Origin of the sequence: Clavibacter michiganensis, assembly GCF_002151125.1 — a bacterium.
Taxonomy (GTDB): domain Bacteria; phylum Actinomycetota; class Actinomycetes; order Actinomycetales; family Microbacteriaceae; genus Clavibacter; species Clavibacter michiganensis_C.
On record NZ_MDJZ01000004.1, the window covers coordinates 132110 to 146041 of the forward strand.

Here is a 13932-nt window from a genome sequence, read left to right on the forward strand (position 1 = left end):
GGTCGCGGTGTCCCATCCGCGTACGAGAGGCACCAGTGACCCCCACCCCATCCCGTCCCGACGCGTCGCCCCGCACGACACCGTCCCTCCCGAACCGCGGCGCCCGCCGTCGCCCCCGCCGCGGCTTCGCCGCCCTCGCGTCGGCCGCGGCCGTCCTCACCGCCGTCGCCGTCGCCGTCGGCGTCCCGGCCGGAGCCGCATCCGCGGCCGCACCGAGCACGCCCGTCCCCGGCATGCAGGTCCCCGCCCTCAAGGACGTCCTCGGCGACGCCGGCATCGAGCACGTGGGCGTGGCGATGGGCAGCGGAGAGGTGCAGGGCGCCTCGGCCGACCTCATCGCCCGCCACTTCAACGCCATGACCCCGGAGAACGAGGGCAAGGCGGACGCCATACAGCCCGTCGAAGGGCGGTTCGACTTCACCGGCATCGACAGGCTGCTCGACTTCGCCGACGCCCACGGCATGGAGATGTACTTCCACGTCGACTTCTGGATGCCGCAGACGCCCGCCTGGTTCTTCCTCGACCACGGCCGGCCGCTCACGAGCAGCCCCGCCGACCAGGCGCTGCTCACGGCGCGCATGGAGGCGCACGTCAAGGCGATCGCCGACCACATCGCGTCCCGCTACCCGAAGGGGAACAGCCCGATCTGGGCGATGGACGTCGTCAACGAGGTCATCGGCGACGGCCCCACCCGCAACCCGCACGACATGAAGGACACGCGCTGGTTCCAGGTGCTGGGCGAGGGCTTCGTGGATGAGGGCTTCCAGCTCGCGGAGAAGTACTTCCCGGGCGTCAAGCTCTTCATCAACGAGTACAACACCGACGTGCCGAGCAAGCGCGCCGACTACCTCGGCCTGATCTCCGACCTCCTGGAGAGGGGGATCCCGGTCGAGGGCGTGTCGCAGCAGAGCCACGTCGGCCTCCGCAGCGACATCGAGGAGCTCCGCACCACGATCCACGCGGTGAAGGCGCTCGACCCGGACCTCCTCGAGGCCGTCTCCGAGCTCGACGTCGGCGCCTCGCAGGCGGCCGCGACCGGTGACAGCCAGAACCGGAACCACACGTCGCCCATCTACTCGAACCCGGACGACACGGCCGCGGCCGTCGGCTGGTTCTACCGCGACCTGTTCACGATGATCCGACAGGAGGCCGGCGACCTCGACTCGGTCACCTTCTGGGGATCGGACGACTCGCGCACCTGGCTGCACAGCCCGGCGATCGACCAGCCCTGGGAGCAGCCGCTCCCGTTCGGGGTCCACCAGGAGGCGATGCCCGCCTACTGGGGCATCGTGGACCCGAGCCGGCTCCCGGCCCGCCCGCCGCTGCCGAAGGCCTGATCCGCGCCACACGCCGACCGCGGCCCCCGTCCTCGCCGGGGACGGGGGCCGCTCCGCGTTCGTTGTCACGCACAACAAAGGTTTTCGAATACCTTGCCCCCCGTAGGGGAGGGTGCATACGGTGCGAGCATCCGACACCGACGTCGGAGCACATGAGAGGTGTTCGACGATGAGCATTCCCCGCACCAGCCCGTCCGCGTCCGCGGACGCCAGCCCTCCTCGCCCGGACCGCGGCAGGTCCGACCGCAGCCGCTCCGGCGGCACCCGTCCCGCCCGCCGCCGGGGGATCACCGTCCTCACCGCGCTCGGCCTCGTCGTCGGCGCCGGGGCGCTGGCCGCGCCGTCCGCGCAGGCCGCCGACGCCGCGGGTCCCGCGGGCATCGGATCCGACTTCGAGTCCGGCACGGACGACTGGAGCCCGCGCGGCGACGGCGTCGCGATCGCGCCCAGCACGATCGCGCACACGGGATTCGGCAGCCTGCTGGTGACCGACCGCACGATGGAGTGGCACGGCGCCGCCCTCGACGTGACGAGCGCGCTCGCCGTCGGCCAGCAGGTCCAGGTCACGGTGTGGGCGCGCCTGGCCGCGGGGGAGGAGCCCGCGTCGCTCAAGGTCTCCGTGCAGCGCGACACCGGCGGCGGCAGCGGCTACGACGGGGTCGCCGGCGCCGCCGCGCGCGTCACCGCCGACGCCTGGACCGAGCTCACCGGCACCTACACGCTCGGCGGCCCGGTCGACAGGGCGCAGGTCTACGTGGAGGGGACGGTCGGCGCCGACTTCCTCCTCGACGACTTCCAGCTGGGCGAGGCCGTGGACACGCCCGTGCAGACCGACATCCCCGCGCTCAAGGACGTGCTCGGCGCCCGCGGCATCGAGCACGTGGGCGTCGCCATCGACGGCCGCGAGACCGTGGGCGCGGGGGCGGACCTCGTCCGCCGCCAGTTCGACGCGTTCACGCCCGAGAACAGCGGCAAGCCGGAGAGCATCCAGCCGGTGGAGGGGCAGTTCACCTTCACGCAGCTCGACCAGCTGCTCGACTTCGCGGACGCGTCCGGCACGGAGGTCTACTACCACGTGCTGTTCTGGCACTCGCAGACGCCCGCGTGGTTCTTCCTCGACGGCGACCGCCCGCTCACCGACAGCCCCGCCGACCAGGCGCTGCTGAAGGCGCGCATGGAGGCGCACGTGACGGGCATCGCCGACCACATCGCCGCGCGCTACCCCGACGGGGACAGCCCGATCTGGGCGATGGACGTGGTCAACGAGGTCATCGACGACGGCCCGAACGACAACGCGCACGACATGCGCGACAGCCGCTGGTACCAGGTGCTGGGGGAGGGCTTCGTCGACGAGGGCTTCCGCCTGGCGCGGACCCACTTCCCGGGCGTGAAGCTGTTCATCAACGACTACAACACCGAGCTGCCCGAGAAGCGCGCCGACTACCTCGAGCTGATCTCCGCGCTCGTGGCCCGAGGCGTGCCGATCGACGGCGTGGGCCACCAGGCGCACGTCGACTTCGCCCGGCCCGTCTCGTGGCTGCGCGACTCCATCCGCGCGGTCGAGCGCATCGACACGCGCCTCCTGCAGGCGATCACGGAGCTCGACGTCAACGCGTCGAACCAGAACGAGGGCGCCGACGTGAGCGGCGCGCCCCAGGACCCGTACACGCCCGTCTACTCCGACGACGCGCAGGCCGGCGCCGAGGTGGGGTACTACTACCGCGACCTGTTCCAGATGATCCGCCAGCAGGCCGCGTCCATCGACTCCGTCACCTTCTGGGGTGTCAGCAACGCGCGCAGCTGGCTGCGCACGTGGCCGATCGCGCGTCCGTGGGAGCAGCCGCTGCCCTTCGACGACGACCTGCAGGCGGCTCCCGCCTACTGGGGCATCGTCGACGCGAAGAGGCTGCCGGCACGTCCCGCCGACCTCTCGGCGCCGCGCATCGCGGACGTGGACGACATCACCGCGGTCGCGACGAAGGACACCGGAGTGCGCGTCCCGTACGCGCTGCCGTCGGCCATCGACACGCGCGACGGGAACGTGCGGGTGGTGTGCGCGCCGCCGCGCAGCGGGATCTTCCCCGTGGGCACCACCACGGTCACCTGCACCGCGAAGGACCGGGCCGGCAACGTCCGGACGAGCACCTTCGACGTGATCGTGACGCGCGCCGGCTCGTGATCCGCTGACGCACGACACGACGCGGCCCCCGCCTCCTCGCGGGACGGGGGCCGCGTCACGCGCGAGGATGGGTCGAGCGACCGCGCACGGCACCGGATCCCACCTGGACGGTCGGCCGCCGCGGCAGGGGGAGGAGACCACCATGACCACGCGGACCGACGACATCGCCGTCACCGGCGTCACAGGCGCCGTCGGGGGAGCGGTGGCCCGCATGCTCGCCGGCGCCGGGCTCCCGCAGCGTCTCCTCGCGCGCACGCCGTCCCGCGCACCCGCGCTGCCCGGCGCGACCGTGCATGAGGTGGCCTACGGGGATCACGCGGCCTCCGTCGCGGCGCTCGCCGGCGTGTCGACGCTTCTGATGGTGTCGGCCGCGGAGGACGAGCACCGGCTCGCGCAGCACGTCGCGTTCGTCGACGCGGCGGCGGAGGCGGGCGTCCGGCACGTCGTCTACACGTCCTTCGCCGGGGCCGCGCCGGATGCCACCTTCACGCTGGCGCGCGACCACCACGCGACCGAGGAGAGGATCCGCGCGTCCGGCATGGCCTGGACGTTCCTCCGCGACGCGTTCTACATCGACTTCGTGAGCCAGCTGGTCGGCGCCGACGGCGTGATCCGCGGTCCTGCCGGCGACGGGCGGGTCGCCGCCGTCACGCGCGCCGACGTCGCCGAGGTCGCGGCGACGATCCTCGGGGATTGGCGCGCCCACGCCGGCGCCACCTACGAGCTCACCGGGCCGGAGGCCCTGACCATGGCGGAGATCGCCGCGACCGTCGCCGCCGCCCAGGGGCGCACGGTGACCTACCGGGACGAGACCCTCGAGGAGGCCCGGGCATCCCGCGCCGTGTGGCAGGCGCCCGAGTGGCAGCTCGACGCGTGGATCAGCACCTACACGGCGATGGCCGCCGGCGAGATGGGGCACGTGAGCGGCGACGTCGAGCGGCTCCTCGGGCGGCGGCCCACCAGCCTGGCGGAGTTCCTCGCGGCGACGACCGGCCGATCCGCGGGACGCGCCTGAGCGGGGCCCGACCGGGGGACGTCCGCCCCAAGAGGGGCGTGAACGACTTACATGACATAATGTGCATTATCGGTGTCACGCCGACGACCGGAGAGGGGCGCGCAGGAGGCCGCCTCAGGCGGTCCGGGACAGCACCTCGCGCGCGACGTGCACCAGCTCGGCCGGCTCGACCGGATCCGCCGTCGCCGCGAGCTCGTCGAGCGCGAACCAGCGGTGCGCGTGGATGTCGTCGAACTCGTCCGGCATCCAGTTGTCCGAGACGGGCGCGAACGCGTCGACGCGCACGAGGTAGAACGTCGAGTGCCCGACGTCGAGGCCGCCGTCGATGCGGACGCGCTCGTAGTCGTGCTCCCAGACGGCATCGCCGACCGACTCGACCCGGAGGCCGGTCTCCTCGAAGAGCTCGCGGCGGGCCGCCTCGGCGGGCGACTCCCCCGGGTCGATGCCGCCGCCGGGCGTCAGCCATCGCGGCGGAAGGTCCACGTCCGTCGAGTAGTTCGTCAGGAAGAGCAGGAGCCGGTCGCGCTCGTCGACCAGCAGGATCCGCGCGGTGTCGCGGACGTGCCGCACGACCTCCTCGTCGGTCATCGTGCGTCGCCGCCGACGGGCAGGTGCCGGGCCCACCAGTCGAGGATCGCCTCGAAGCGCTGCACGCGGTGACGCGGTCGTCCGGACCTGCTGAGCTCGTGGTCCTCGCCCGGGAAGACGAGCATCTCCGTCTCGACGCCCGCGCGCACGAGCGCCAGGTGGTACCGCTCGGCCTGAGACAGCGGGCAGCGCAGGTCGTCCTCGGAGTGGACGACGAACGTGGGCGTCCGCACCTGGTGGGCGACCGCCTGGGGGCTCTGCGTGCGACGCGTGGCCTCGTCGTGGCCCGTGTACTCCTCGCCGAAGAACGTGCCGATGTCGGACGTGCCCGTGAACAGCTCCGGGTCGAGGAAGCCGCGCTCGACGATGGCGCCCTGGAAGCGGTGCTCGTGCGCGATGGTCCAGGCGGTGAGGTACCCGCCGTAGGAGCCGCCCATGATGCCGGCGCGGGATCCGTCGATGGAGTCGTGCACGGCGATCGCGCCGTCGAGGAAGTCGAGCACGTCGTGCATGTCGACCGTGCCCATGCGCTCCTTGATGACGCGGCCGTGCGCCTGGCCGTAGCCGGCGGCGCCGCGCGGGTTGCAGAGGAGCACCGCGTAGCCGGCGTCGGCGTAGACCTGCGCCTCGTCGAACAGGTGCACGCCGTAGGCGGCGTACGGCCCGCCGTGGATCACGAGGAGGACCGGGTGCGGCCCCTCCCCCTCCGGCAGCACGACCCAGCCGTGCACCGGGTACCCGTCGCGGCCCTCGACGACGAGCTCGTGCAGCGGGCGGATCCCCGTCTCGCGCAGCCGCGCGGAGAAGTCGGTGAGCGCGACGAGGGCGGATCCGGCGTCGGGCGCCCGGTCGGTGCGGACGAGCGCGAGGTCGCCGTGCGTGCGCGGGTCGGTGAGGGCCACCACGACGGCCCCTCCCCCGACGCCCACGCCGGTGATCTCCACCTGGTCGTCGACGAGCGCCTCGACGGCGCCGTCCGAGGTGACGCGCAGCAGCTGCACGGTGCCGCGCGACGCGTTGAGGACGAGGACGGCGTCGCGGTCCTCGACCGTGATGGAGCTGCCCCCGAGGTCGACGCTCTCGGCGTCCGTCAGCGCGCGCGGGGCGTCGTCGTCGGCGTCGAGCACGTAGAGCGCGGTGTTGCGGGCGACGAAGTCGACGCCCGACTCCCCCAGGTCCTGCGCCAGGAGGTAGACGCGGCCGCCCTCGACGGAGACGGCCTCGCCGATGCCGAGACCCGCCTCGTGCGAGACCACGGTGCGGATATCCGGCACGGCCGCGACGACCTCGCCGGGCGCGGGGACGGCGACGGCGTAGGCGCCGGAGAGCAGGTCGTCGTCGCGGCCCTCGTGGCGCGAGGCGACGAAGAGGACCTCGGATCCGTCGGCGGAGAACCGCGGCGCCTCATGGTCGACGGGCTCGTCGGTGAGGCGGACGACCGGCGGGACGCCTGCGCGCTCGGCGGCGGACGGCGTGGCGTCCGCGCCCTCGCCGCGGACGGCCGGGTCGGCGGCGTCGGGATACCCGGACGGCGCCGCGGCGACGAAGGGCTCCGCGTCGAGGTCCGGGACCTCGACCAGGGACAGCTGCACGTGCCGGTCGGTCGACCAGCCGAGGCCGTTCGCCAGGTACTTGGTGGTGGTGATCCGGCGCGCGGGCTCGGCAGCGGCCGACACGCCCTCGACGCTGCCGTACCGCCCGGGCTCCGCGATGCGGGAGGCGTAGACGATGCGCGCTCCGTCGGGCGACCAGTCGAACGCCCCGACCCCGAGCAGCTCGTCGGTGACGGCGACCGGCTCTCCCCCGGTAGCGCGGACGAGGTGCAGCTGCGGCGGACCCTTCGGCTCGGCCCGGAGGAACGCGATCACGGTGCCGTCGGGCGAGAGCCGCGGGGCCGTGTCGCGGAAGCCGCGCGTGATGCGGCGCGGGGGCGCGGATCCGTCGGTCGTCACCTCCCACAGCTGGCCGGTGTACGCGTCGGCGTGCACCCGCGGGCGCGTCACCGAGACGACGGCGATGCGGCCGTCGGGCGAGACGGCGGGGCGGGAGACGGAGGTGAGGAGGTCGAGATCCGTGGTCTTCATCGGATCGAGCCTAGCCCCGGGCCGTCGCCCGCCCTCGGGTCACTCCGGCTGGAAGCTGCCCGTGTCGCCCACGAGACGCGTGTGGTCCGCGGGGATCGGGTCGACGACCGCGCGGGCGACCTCGGCCGCGAACTGCGACACGTTGTAGAGGCCGCCGGACGCCTCCTTGCGCTGCTGGATGGCCTCGGGGTTCATGCGCCCGAGGAGCGTCGCCGTGATGGTGCCCTCGATCATGTCGCCGGAGACGACGACGAAGCCGATTCCCCGCTCGTCGAGCTCGGGCAGCAGCTCGCGGAGGGCGTCCTCGCCCGCGCGCTTGCTGCGGGCGACGCCCTCGTACTCGGGCATGGTCGGCGTGGTGCGGATGAAGTGCGCCTGGTGGCTGGTGACGAAGACGACCCGCCCGCCCTCGGACAGGAGCGGCAGAGCGCTCCGCAGGACGTTCAGCTGGGCGTCGCGGTTCAGGGTCATGGCGTAGTCCTCGGCCATGCCGCTCTCCATGCCGCCCGAGGCGTTGAGCACGAGGACGTCGAGGCCGCCGAGCTCCACGCGGACGGTCCCCATCAGCCGGTCGACGGACTCCGGATCCGTGAGGTCGGCGCCCACAGCGATGGCCTTCGTCCCGCCCTCGACCAGCTTGGCGACGAGCTTCTCGGCGCGCGCGGCCTTGTTGCGGTAGTTGACGACGACGTCGGCGCCCGCCTCCGCGAGATACGCGACCGTGTCGGCGCCGATGCCGCGCGAGGAGCCGGTGACGAGCGCGCGGCGGCCGCGGAGCTCGTCGGGGGCGAAGGGGCGGATCTCGTCGACGGTGCTCACAGCGGTACTCCTCCAGGGGTGCGCGCCGATGCGCGCGACGGGTCGTCCGCGAGGGACGGGTCGGGACGGCCGCGCGGGCGGGACACCAAGCTCACGGCCAGGAGAGCCTATCGCCCGCCGTCCGTCCGGTGGGCTAGGTTCGGGGCATCCGATCGGCGGAGCGAGGGGGCAGCGGGTGACGGTCCTCCTCGACGACCACGCCTGGATCGCCTGGCTCGCGCTGATCGTCGCGGCGGTCCTCGTGGAGATGCGGCGGCTCGACCTCGTCGGCCTCTGCATCGGCTCCGCCGCCCTGGCCGGCCTGGTCTCCGGGCTCGTCGGATCGCCCTGGTGGCTGCAGGCCCTCGTCGGCGTCGCGGCCGCGGCCGTGCTGCTCCCGGCCGCGCGTCCCGCCCTGCTGCGCGCGCTCCCGGTCGACGCCCCTCCCGGCGATGACGCGCTCCGGGCGGCCGGCTCCCCCGCCGCGCCCGACGACGACGTGCGCCCCGCGTGACGCGCGGCGCCTGGTTCGACGGCGACGTCCCGCGCGTCCTCGCGCACCGCGGGTGGACCGGATCCGGCGCCACGGAGAACACGCTCGACGCCTTCCGCGCGGCATGGGAGCTCGGCGTGACGCACCTCGAGACCGACGTCCGCGTCACGGCCGACGGCGTGTGCGTGCTCTGGCACGACGACGACCTGCGCCGGCTCACCGGCCGCCCCGGCCGCCTCCGCGACGCGACCCTCGCGGACCTGCGGGCAATGGACCTCGGATCCGGCGCGCGCATCGCCACGCTCGCGGAGCTCCTCGAGGCGTTGCCCGGCGCCCGGCTGAACGTCGACGTGAAGGGCCGGGACGCCCCCGCGGCCGCCGCCCGCGCGATCCGCGCGGCCGACGCCGTCGACCGGGTGCTGGTCACCTCGTTCTCGTCCTCGCGCCGCCGGCGTACGGCCGCGCTCCTCCCCGGCGCGGTGACGTCCGCCGACGCGGGCCGTCTCGTGCTCGCGGTCCTCGGCGCCCGGCTCGCGCTCGCGCCGGTCGTCCGCCTCGCCCTCCGCGGCGTCGACGCCGTCCAGATGCCGGGCCGGGTGCTGGGGATCCGCACCACCTCCCCCGGGATGGTCTCCCGGCTCGCCCGCGCCGTCCGCGAGGTGCACGTCTGGACCGTCGACGACCCCGACGAGATGATCCGCCTGGTCAGCGCGGGGGTGCACGGCGTAGTGACCGACCGTCCCGATCTCGCGCTCGGCGTCCTCCGCCGCAGGGACTGGGATTCGCCTGGGAACCGGGCGTCCTGAGAAAGGATCCTCACAGCCGCGCGGTTTACAACGGGGAGTGCATCGCGAGAGGAGACCACCATGGCAGATCGCAGCTTGCGCGGGATGCGGCTCGGGTCCACGAGCCTGCAGAGCGAGGAGGGCGTCAGCTTCTCCCCCCGGCAGAGGAAGACGTACCGCACGGCCGACGGCACCACCTTCGAGGTCGTGTTCTCGGCGGAGGCCGAGGTCCCCGAGATCTGGGAGTCGCCGAAGAGCGGCATGGAGGGACGCCTCCTCGACGCCGAGGGCGCACCCGTCGCCCACGACGAGGTCGAGGCGAAGGTCCCCCGGAGCCACTGGGACATGCTGCTCGAGCGCCGGACGCGCGCCGAGCTGGAGGAGCTCCTCGAGGAGCGCCTCGCCACCCTCCGCGCGCGGCGCGGTCAGCACCGCATCGGCGCCTGACCGGACCCCTCCGCTCGCGGGCCCCGGAGCACCCCTCGGCATCGCCGGGGGGTGCTCCTCTGCGTGGGGGCGACCGTCGGTCAGCGGGCGGCGCGACGACCTCGGCGCCCGAGGGCGAGGCCGGCGACGGCCAGCGCACCGAGGCCGAGCCCCGAGACGAGCCACTCGATGTCGCGCCCGACGAGGATCGCCGGGGTCACGACGTCGGCGGTCGGCACGTCGACCACCATCGACCCCGCGGTGAACCACGGCAGCCGGTCGATGTCCCGGCCGTCCGGGGCGACGATCGCGCTGGTGCCGACGGTCGAGATGTTGACCACGCTGCGTCCCGTCTCGAGGGCGCGCATCCGGGCGATGGCCAGCTGCTGCACGCTCTCGTCGGTGCGGCCGAAGTCGGCGTTGTTCGACTGGGCGAGGATGAGATCCGCGCCCTCGTGCACCATGTCGGTCGTCAGCTGGTCGTCGACGATGTCGAAGCAGATGGCGATGCCGGCAGTCACCCCGGCGACGTCCATCACCTGGTCCGTCGTACCGGGCGTGTACTCGCGCTGGATGAGGCCGATGAGGTCCGGCGCGAACGGCTCCCAGAACGCGCGGTCGGGCACGTACTCGCCGAAGGGGACGGGGTGCTTCTTGTCGTAGAGGTCCGATGCCCCTCCCCCGGTCCACACGAGAGACTCGTTGTAGAACCGGTCGTCGCGCTCGGTCACCGTGCCCACGACGAGCGGCGCCCCGAGGCGGTCGACCACGCGGTCGAGGGCGGCGGCGGCACCCGGGTCGCGGAGCGGATCCGCGTCGGCCGCGTTCTCGGGCCAGACCACCATGTCGATGCCGGTGTCCGACGGGATCTCCGCCGTCGCGGCGAGGTGCGCGCGCAGGATGTCGCCGTAGCGCGCGCCGTCGAAGTAGCCCGCCTTGGCGTTCCCCTGCACCGCGGCGACGCGCGTGGTGCCCGTGGTCGCGACCGGGAACGCGGGCACGACGAGCACCAGGGCGACGGCGATCCCCGCCACGAGCGCCCTACTCGCCCGACGCACGCGCTCCTCCGCCGCGAGCTCCAGCAGGAGCGCGACGAGGAGCACGAGCACGAAGGAGAGGCCGGACAGCCCGAGCCACGTCACGAGGTGCGCGAACGGGCTCTCCGACTGCGACAGGGACACCCGGCCCCACGCGAATCCGCCGTACGGCCAGACCGCCGAGATCGCCTCGCGGGCCGTCCACAGGCCGGCGACCGCGACCGGCAGCAGCACCACGCGGCCGGCGACCGTGGGGAAGGCCCGGGGGATCCAGCGCGTGGCCGTGGCGATGGCGACCGCCCCGGTCGCGACGAACAGCGATTCCAGGGCGGACAGCGCGATCCACGGCACGGGCCCGAGGTAGAGCGACGCCCACTCGATGTGCGTGAGGTAGAACGCGAGCCCCGCCACGAGCCCGATGAGGAAGGCCGGCCCCGCACGACGACCGCGCAGGGCGAGGAGCACGAGGGCGATGCCGGGGAAGACGAGCGGCCACAGCCCGCGGTCGGGGAAGGCCGCGTCCATCACGGGTCCGGACGCGGCGGCGGCGAGGAGCGCACCCCACAGCGGCAACGGCGGGCGGACGGGCACCGAGGGGGCGCGGTCGGGCGCGGGGACGGAGCGCTCCCGACGGGGAGCCCGGGCGAGCGCGGTCACACCGACGAGTACGCGACGATGCCGCGCCGGATGCTGTCGAGCGCCGTGCGAGCGTTCCGGGACACGGGGCCGTCGGCCACGACGGAGAGCTGATCGAGCAGGTCGATGGTCTGCTTCGTCCAGCGCACGAAGTCGCCCGCGGCGAGGTCGGCCTCGTCGAGCACGGCGTCGAGGCTGCCGCCGCGCGCCCACCGGTGCATGGGGGCGCACAGGCCGGTCGACAGCGGGTCGGTCGTCGGGAGTCGGCGCTCCCGCTCGACGTCGTCGAGCCGGGACCAGATCTCCTCCGTGCGCTCGAGGGCGGGCCGGAACGCGCCACGGGGCAGGTTGCGGTCGTTGCGGTCGCCCTCGTCACGGCGCGGCTGGTACACGAGCGAGGCGGCCATGGCGGCGAGGGCGGCGGGATCGAGGTCCACCCAGACCTGGGTGCGCAGGCACTCCGCGATGAGCAGGTCCCGGTCGCCGTAGATGCGCTTGAGCATCCGGCCGTTGGGCGTCGGCGCGACCTGGCCGTCGGCGGCGCGCTTGAGGTAGCCGAGCGAGAGCAGCAGCTCGGTGACGCGGTCGAAGACCTTCGCGACCGCGTTGGTGCGGGTGCGGATCTGCTGGCCGAGCGCATCCGTCTGCCGCTTGAGGCGCCACCAGCGCTCCGCCCAGCGCGCGTGCGACTCGCGGTCCTTGCACGCGTGGCAGGGGTGCGCCTTCATCCGGCGACGGAGATCCGTCAGCTGGCGCTGCCGCTTGTCGCGCTCGCCGTGCTGCCCGGGCTGCTGCATGTCGGCGCGGGCGGCGGTCGCGCGCTCGAGGTCGCTGAGCTCGCGGCGGAGGCCGGAGTACTCGCGGAAGTCGCCGAGGTGGCAGACCATCGCCTTCTCGTATCCGGCGAGCGACTCCTCCTGCGTGCGGACCTTGCGCGCGAGGTCCACGACGGCGCGGTCGGCCTGGAACTGCGCGAACGACGACTCGAGCACCTCGCGCGTGCGCTCCCGTCCGAACTGGTCGATCAGGTTGACGGCCATGTTGTAGGTCGGCCGGAAGCTCGAGTTGAGCGGGTAGGTGCGGCGGGAGGCGAGGGAGGCGACGGCCTGCGGATCCAGCCCGTCCTTCCACTGGATGACCGCGTGGCCCTCGACGTCGATGCCCCGGCGGCCGGCGCGGCCCGTGAGCTGCGTGTACTCCCCCGGCGTCAGCGGGACGCGCGCCTCGCCGTTGAACTTCTCCAGCTGCTCGAGGACGACGGTGCGCGCCGGCATGTTGATGCCGAGGGCGAGCGTCTCCGTCGCGAACACGGCCTTCACCAGCTTGCGCTGGAAGAGCTCCTCGACGACCTCCTTGAAGGCGGGGAGCATGCCCGCGTGGTGCGCCGCGACCCCGCGCTCCAGGCCCTCGAGCCACTCCCAGTAGCCGAGGACGGCGAGGTCCTCGTCGCGCAGGGTGCGGCAGCGCTCCTCCACGACCGCGCGGATCTCGTCGCGCTCATGCGCGTGGGTGAGGCGGACGCCGGCGCGCAGCACCTGCTTCACCGCGGCGTCGCAGCCGGCGCGGCTGAAGATGAAGAAGATGGCGGGGAGCAGGTTGCGCTCCTCGAGGAGGGCGACGACCTCGGGCCGGTCCATGCGGCCGCGGTCCCACGGCCCGGGAGCCCGACGGCCGGATCCGCCGCCCGCTCCCGCGCGGCCCCGCGAGTGGCCCTGCCCGCCGCGCACGCGCACGGCCTCGCGGCCGCCGCCGTGCGTCATGCGGACGAGCTCGGGGTTCACCCGGTGCGTCGCCGCGAGGCCCGACGAGTCGAACAGGTCGACCATGCGCTGCCGCACGATGACGTGCTGCTCGAGCGGCACCGGCCGCTCCTCCGAGACGATGACGTCCGTCTCGCCGCGCACCGCCTGCAGCCAGTCGCCGAACTCCTCGGCGTTCGAGACGGTGGCGCTCAGCGAGATCATCCGCACGCTCTGCGGGAGGTGGATGATGACCTCCTCCCACACGGCGCCGCGGAAGCGGTCGGCCAGATAGTGCACCTCGTCCATGATCACGAAGGCGAGGTCGCGCAGCAGGTCGGAGTCGGCGTAGAGCATGTTCCGCAGCACCTCGGTCGTCATCACGACGATGCGCGCGCGGCTGTTGACGTTGGTGTCGCCGGTGAGAAGGCCCACCTCGTCGGGCCCGTACTCGGCCACGAGCTCGGCGTACTTCTGGTTGCTGAGGGCCTTCATCGGCGCCGTGTAGAAGATCTTCGCGCTCGGCCGCTGCATCGCGAGGTAGACGGCGAACTCCGCGACGACGGTCTTGCCCGCTCCCGTCGGCGCCGCGACGAGGACGCTGCGGCCGTTCTCCAGCGACTCGGCGGCGGCGCGCTGGAAGGGGTCGAGGTCGAAGCGCAGGCCGCTCGCGAACGACTCGAGGAGCGGGAGGCTGCGGCGGGTGCGGGAGGCCGCGTAGCGTTCGGCGGGCGAGAGCTGGTCTGTCACGATGCCGCCATCCTAGGCTCCGGATCCGGGCGCCGGCCGGGCGGGGACGCGACGACGCCCGCCCC

At 73.7% G+C, this 13932-nt stretch carries 11 protein-coding genes; 6 read left to right on the top strand and 5 right to left on the bottom strand.

The features are described 5' to 3' along the window. The first annotated feature begins 35 nt into the window (after positions 1–35). From BFL37_RS01955 to BFL37_RS01965, 3 genes are all read left to right on the top strand, one after another. The gene (locus BFL37_RS01955; protein WP_086513490.1) at positions 36–1337 is read left to right on the top strand and encodes an endo-1,4-beta-xylanase; all 1302 of its coding nucleotides are present in this window, start codon (positions 36–38) and stop codon (positions 1335–1337) included. 169 nt (positions 1338–1506) lie between these two features. After that, entirely contained in the window at positions 1507–3516 is a 2010-nt protein-coding gene (locus tag BFL37_RS01960; RefSeq protein WP_086513491.1) for an endo-1,4-beta-xylanase, read from the top strand. Positions 3517–3658: 142 nt separating this feature from the next. Next, positions 3659–4531 carry an SDR family oxidoreductase gene (locus BFL37_RS01965; protein ID WP_086513492.1) on the top strand — a complete coding sequence of 291 codons (873 nt, stop codon included), beginning with the start codon at positions 3659–3661 and terminating at the stop codon, positions 4529–4531. 114 nt (positions 4532–4645) lie between these two features. Here the strand turns inward: BFL37_RS01965 and BFL37_RS01970 are convergent, their stop codons facing one another. Genes BFL37_RS01970 through BFL37_RS01980 form a run of 3 tightly spaced genes read right to left on the bottom strand, consistent with a single transcriptional unit; the run spans position 4646 to position 8022 of the window. Next, positions 4646–5119: an NUDIX hydrolase gene (locus tag BFL37_RS01970; protein ID WP_086513493.1), complete on the bottom strand. Its 474-nt coding sequence runs from the start codon at positions 5117–5119 to the stop codon at positions 4646–4648. Next, positions 5116–7203, bottom strand: a complete 2088-nt coding sequence (locus tag BFL37_RS01975; protein ID WP_086513494.1) for a S9 family peptidase — start codon at positions 7201–7203, stop codon at positions 5116–5118. Before BFL37_RS01975 ends, BFL37_RS01970 begins: the two co-directional genes overlap by 4 nt. Before the next feature lie 39 nt (positions 7204–7242). Next, positions 7243–8022 carry an SDR family oxidoreductase gene (locus BFL37_RS01980; RefSeq protein ID WP_086513495.1) on the bottom strand — a complete coding sequence of 260 codons (780 nt, stop codon included), beginning with the start codon at positions 8020–8022 and terminating at the stop codon, positions 7243–7245. 175 nt (positions 8023–8197) lie between these two features. Here BFL37_RS01980 and BFL37_RS01985 point away from each other — a divergent pair, with 175 nt between their 5' ends. The 3 genes from BFL37_RS01985 to BFL37_RS01995 are packed head-to-tail and all read left to right on the top strand — an operon-like array spanning position 8198 to position 9726. Continuing rightward, entirely contained in the window at positions 8198–8515 is a 318-nt protein-coding gene (locus tag BFL37_RS01985; RefSeq protein ID WP_086513496.1) for an NfeD family protein, read from the top strand. Beyond that, a complete protein-coding gene (locus BFL37_RS01990; RefSeq protein ID WP_086513497.1) occupies positions 8512–9300 on the top strand; it encodes a glycerophosphodiester phosphodiesterase family protein in 789 nt (262 codons plus the stop codon). Before BFL37_RS01985 ends, BFL37_RS01990 begins: the two co-directional genes overlap by 4 nt. Before the next feature lie 60 nt (positions 9301–9360). Then, a complete protein-coding gene (locus BFL37_RS01995) occupies positions 9361–9726 on the top strand; it encodes an RNA polymerase-binding protein RbpA (protein WP_086513498.1) in 366 nt (121 codons plus the stop codon). An 80-nt stretch (positions 9727–9806) separates the two neighbouring features. On the opposite strand, the gene lnt is transcribed toward BFL37_RS01995, so the two are convergent. Together lnt and BFL37_RS02005 are read right to left on the bottom strand one after the other, a co-directional pair. Further along, positions 9807–11399, bottom strand: a complete 1593-nt coding sequence (gene lnt, locus BFL37_RS02000; RefSeq protein WP_172403719.1) for an apolipoprotein N-acyltransferase — start codon at positions 11397–11399, stop codon at positions 9807–9809. After that, on the bottom strand, positions 11396–13867 hold the full coding sequence (locus tag BFL37_RS02005) for a DEAD/DEAH box helicase (protein WP_086513499.1): 2472 nt from the start codon (positions 13865–13867) through the stop codon (positions 11396–11398). The genes lnt and BFL37_RS02005 overlap by 4 nt, the downstream gene beginning before the upstream one ends. Between the last annotated feature and the right edge of the window lie 65 nt (positions 13868–13932).

What these genes read in the sequence shown, in the direction of transcription:
- BFL37_RS01975 (WP_086513494.1), bottom strand. Translation starts at nt 7,203, where the DNA reads ATGAAGACCACGGATCTCGACCTCCTCACCTCCGTCTCCCGCCCCGCC.
- BFL37_RS01960 (WP_086513491.1), top strand. Translation starts at nt 1,507, where the DNA reads ATGAGCATTCCCCGCACCAGCCCGTCCGCGTCCGCGGACGCCAGCCCT.
- BFL37_RS01965 (WP_086513492.1), top strand. Translation starts at nt 3,659, where the DNA reads ATGACCACGCGGACCGACGACATCGCCGTCACCGGCGTCACAGGCGCC.
- BFL37_RS01970 (WP_086513493.1), bottom strand. Translation starts at nt 5,119, where the DNA reads ATGACCGACGAGGAGGTCGTGCGGCACGTCCGCGACACCGCGCGGATC.
- BFL37_RS01995 (WP_086513498.1), top strand. Translation starts at nt 9,361, where the DNA reads ATGGCAGATCGCAGCTTGCGCGGGATGCGGCTCGGGTCCACGAGCCTG.